Genomic DNA, 3,796 nt, shown 5'->3' with positions numbered 1-3,796 from the left:
AACAGAGCCCTTTTAAAACTTTCAGTTTAAGCTATTATTCCTTAAATTCGCAACTTCTATAACTGCAATAAAAATTTCCGACTATGAGTAAATATGATATTATTGTTTTAGGTAGTGGCCCGGGAGGTTATGTAACCGCCATTAGAGCCTCTCAACTAGGATTTAAAACCGCTATTGTTGAAAAGGAAAGTCTTGGTGGAGTTTGTCTTAACTGGGGTTGTATTCCTACTAAAGCATTGCTTAAAAGTGCTGAAGTATTCGACTACCTTAAACACGCCGAAGATTACGGACTGAAACTTGAAAATCCCGATAAGGATTTTGGAGCCGTTATAAAACGAAGCCGTGAAGTGGCTAATGGAATGAGCAAAGGTGTTCAATTCCTGATGAAAAAGAACAAGATCGATGTTATTGAAGGCTTTGGTAAACTCAAGTCGGGTAAAAAAGTTGCGGTAACAGATAAAGATAAAAACACCAAAGAATACCAGGCAGATCACATTATCGTTGCAACAGGTGCCCGTTCACGGGAACTACCAAGCCTGAAACAGGACGGTAAAAAAGTGATTGGATACCGCGAGGCGATGAGCCTTGATAAACAACCAAAATCTATGATCGTGGTTGGATCAGGTGCCATTGGAGTAGAATTCGCGCATTTTTACAACGCCATGGGTACTGACGTAACTATCGTTGAATTCCTTCCTAACCTTGTACCTCTGGAAGACGAAGAAGTTTCAAAGCAATTTGAACGCAGCGTGAAAAAAGCCGGGATTAAGGTAATGACCAACTCTTCGGTAGAAAGCGTTGACACTTCCGGGAAAACAATTAAGGCCAAGGTTAAAACCAAAAAAGGCGAAGAAACCCTTGAAGCTGAAATCGTGCTTTCTGCAGTTGGTATAAAATCCAATATCGAAAATATAGGCCTGGAAGAATTAGGCATTAAAACCGATAAAGATAAAATTGTAGTAGACGAATTTTATAACACCAATGTTTCCGGAATTTACGCTATTGGAGATGTGGTTGAAGGTCCTGCCCTTGCCCACGTTGCTTCAGCTGAAGGAATCCTTTGTGTTGAGAAAATAAAAGGCATGGAAGTAGAACCTCTGGATTACGGAAATATCCCAGGATGTACCTATGCTACTCCCGAGATCGCTTCGGTTGGTATGACTGAAAAGCAAGCCAAAGAAGCCGGTTATGAACTAAAAGTTGGAAAATTCCCGTTCTCTGCTTCAGGAAAAGCCAAAGCTTCCGGAAAGCCAGACGGATTTGTAAAAGTGATCTTTGATGCCAAATACGGCGAATGGTTAGGCTGCCATATGATTGGCGCCGGAGTAACCGATATGATCGCTGAAGCTGTTTTAGGTAGAAAACTTGAAACCACAGGTCACGAAGTATTAAAAGCTGTTCACCCTCACCCAACTATGAGTGAAGCCGTTATGGAAGCTGTAGCAGCTGCCTACGACGAGGTGATTCACCTGTAAATATGAAATAATTTATTCTGATGACCCTGGCAGAAATGCCGGGGTTATTTTTTTGGAAGCAAATCGCAGTAGAAGAACCGGGTGTCCCAGTTCTCTTTCTTTTCACTGAAACAATCATCATCCTTATCCCCGGAAGAGGTATAGCTCCTTTCTACAATCTCCCCTATCTCAAAACTTATTGGTTCCCTGAAAATGGGACCATCGTAAACGAAGGTGTGGAATTCACCATTTTCGCCACAGGGGTCTACATCAGAAGGCAGATCTTTTAGAAAGCTCTCGTCGATCAGTCTTCCGCAGAAAGATTTGTCTATTTTTTCGGCATTGACACAAACCACTATCGCCTTAAATCCGGCTTCAAGAAAGTCCTGCATCAATTGTGAAGTATCTTTCTTCCACAGAGGAAAAACCGCTTTAATTCCTATTTCCCCCAATTGTTTTTCCCGGTATTCCCTTAGATCTTCCAAAAATATATCTCCAAAAATGCTGTAATTGAAACCTTCGTTGAGAAGTTTTTCGGTTTCTATTTCCATGAGTTCATTATAAGCTTGCATACTCACATTCCCGTCTAATTTGATAAGCTGAAGCGGGATCCCAATAGCATCGGCCTGTTGTTGCATCAATTTAACGCGGAGGCCATGCATCGAAACTCTATTGGTTTCAGTATTGACTGTGGAAACCAATTTCTGAACATCGAATTCACCTTCTTTTTGCACCTGGTAAAGTGCGAAAGCCGCATCCTTGCCACTGCTCCAGTTTAAATAGGCTTTCTTCATTTCTATGATTTTACAAAGCTCTGGATAGCCAGGTCATAGCCCTGCAGGCCAAAACCTAAGATAACGCCTTTAGCTACAGGCGCGATAAACGACTTATGTCTAAACTTTTCCCTGGAATGAGTGTTGGAAATATGAACTTCAACCACGGCAACCTCAATGGCCTTAACGGCATCTCCAATTCCTACGGAAGTATGGGTATAAGCAGCGGCATTCAGTACTATACCATCAAATTGCCCAACAGCCCGGTGTAATTCATCTATAATCTCTCCTTCTATATTGGATTGAAAATAGGATAATTCTACTTCCCTGAATTTGAATTGCAGATCGGCAAAGTAATCTTCAAATTTCTTATTTCCGTAGGTGTCGGGTTCGCGGGTTCCCAGAAGATTTAGATTGGGACCGTTTATGATAAGTATCTTCATAGGATAAAGATATCAAAAGATTTATTTCGCCCCCCAATCTAAGCAAAATTTCTCCCCCAAAAGACCTAAAACCTAAACCCCAAACCTATAGAATATGAGCGAAACCTGTAGTAATCATCATCGGTAAATGGAGCTTCGGGTTTTAAACGATTGGTGAATTCGTGGGAGTAGCGGCCTTCCAGGTAGAAAGACCGACTTATATCATAGCCTATTCCCCCGGTAAGTTCAAAACCAGCTCTATCATATAAATTCATGGAATTTCCGCTTAGAATATTCAACTGAGGACCGCCAAGAACATATAATCCGGTTGAAAGGATGCTGTATTCCACCAGCCCGGCCACACGATAATGAACTGATTCCTTATTGCTAATAAAACTTACTTCCGGATTTATCGATAAGTACCGGTCCACCCAAAATTTATAATTAGCCGCTATAAACAACCCGGCTTCTCCGGTGATGAACTCCCCACTTAATTCAGGATAGAATGTGGAATAAGAGGGATCTATCGCTAAGTATCCGGCCTTGACTGATAAATCAACAGTAGGCTTTTTAAACGCCTGGCTCATGGCACTTTCATAAATAGCAAAGGCGAACAGAACTAGTAAAAGTTTTTTAAACATTTTGAATTGAAGGTTTGTCCCTACAATTAACGAAAAAATTCAATTACTGATTCATAATTTTCCAATATGAAAAAAAAATTAAAGTCTGAATTCTAATCCAACATTCACCGAAGAAAGGTTTTCCCCGTTATTGCTTATCCCCTGATACGATCCGATAATATTTAGCAAGCCTAAACTAACTCCAATTTTTGGCCTGTAGTAGAATCCGCCTTCGCCATCATCCACCAGGCTAACCGCATATCCCAGGTCAAGGCCCACAAATGCGATTCCTAATCCGAGCCTTCCGGAAGCGGCAATTGGAAGGAAACTAATATCATCTGCATCCGTTTCACCAAAACCGGTATCTATATCTTCCGCAAAAAACCTGGAGTAGCCTAGCATCGGGCCTACTTCAAGTACATTCATCACCCCAAAAAGGTAAGCTACATCTGCTCCCAATTGAAAGTTTGAATAATCTTCGGCATCACCTACGGGTAAGCCTCCGTTAATTCCTAATTTCAGATCTC

At 41.3% G+C, this 3,796-nt stretch carries 5 protein-coding genes; 1 reads left to right on the top strand and 4 read right to left on the bottom strand.

Annotated features, from left to right (window positions below):
- Nucleotides 1-83 precede the first annotated feature (83 nt).
- Nucleotides 84-1,475, top strand: a complete 1,392-nt coding sequence (lpdA, locus tag ACESK1_RS12525) for a dihydrolipoyl dehydrogenase (protein ID WP_372920522.1) — start codon at nt 84-86, stop codon at nt 1,473-1,475.
- A gap of 44 nt (nt 1,476-1,519) precedes the next feature.
- Here lpdA and ACESK1_RS12520 read toward each other — a convergent pair whose 3' ends face one another.
- The 4 genes from ACESK1_RS12520 to ACESK1_RS12505 all read right to left on the bottom strand — a co-directional run.
- Nucleotides 1,520-2,248 (bottom strand): diphthine--ammonia ligase, encoded by a 729-nt coding sequence (locus ACESK1_RS12520; protein ID WP_372920521.1) that lies wholly within the window; start codon nt 2,246-2,248, stop codon nt 1,520-1,522.
- Between the two features lie 2 nt (nt 2,249-2,250).
- Nucleotides 2,251-2,670 carry a type II 3-dehydroquinate dehydratase gene (gene aroQ / locus ACESK1_RS12515; RefSeq protein WP_372920520.1) on the bottom strand — a complete coding sequence of 140 codons (420 nt, stop codon included), beginning with the start codon at nt 2,668-2,670 and terminating at the stop codon, nt 2,251-2,253.
- A 65-nt stretch (nt 2,671-2,735) separates the two neighbouring features.
- Complete coding sequence (locus ACESK1_RS12510; protein WP_372920519.1) at nt 2,736-3,290, bottom strand: outer membrane beta-barrel protein; 555 nt, start codon at nt 3,288-3,290, stop codon at nt 2,736-2,738.
- A 78-nt stretch (nt 3,291-3,368) separates the two neighbouring features.
- A partial coding sequence (locus tag ACESK1_RS12505; protein ID WP_372920518.1) for a hypothetical protein occupies nt 3,369-3,796 on the bottom strand: 428 nt, incomplete at its 5' end.

Origin of the sequence: Salegentibacter sp. (assembly GCF_041642575.1) — a bacterium.
In the GTDB taxonomy this organism is placed as follows: Bacteria; Bacteroidota; Bacteroidia; order Flavobacteriales; family Flavobacteriaceae; genus Salegentibacter.
Note: the sequence above shows the minus strand (reverse complement) of the source record. Positions and strands in the feature narration are given on the sequence as shown.

What these genes read in the sequence shown, in the direction of transcription:
- ACESK1_RS12510 (WP_372920519.1), bottom strand. Translation starts at nt 3,290, where the DNA reads ATGTTTAAAAAACTTTTACTAGTTCTGTTCGCCTTTGCTATTTATGAA.
- ACESK1_RS12520 (WP_372920521.1), bottom strand. Translation starts at nt 2,248, where the DNA reads ATGAAGAAAGCCTATTTAAACTGGAGCAGTGGCAAGGATGCGGCTTTC.
- aroQ (WP_372920520.1), bottom strand. Translation starts at nt 2,670, where the DNA reads ATGAAGATACTTATCATAAACGGTCCCAATCTAAATCTTCTGGGAACC.
- lpdA (WP_372920522.1), top strand. Translation starts at nt 84, where the DNA reads ATGAGTAAATATGATATTATTGTTTTAGGTAGTGGCCCGGGAGGTTAT.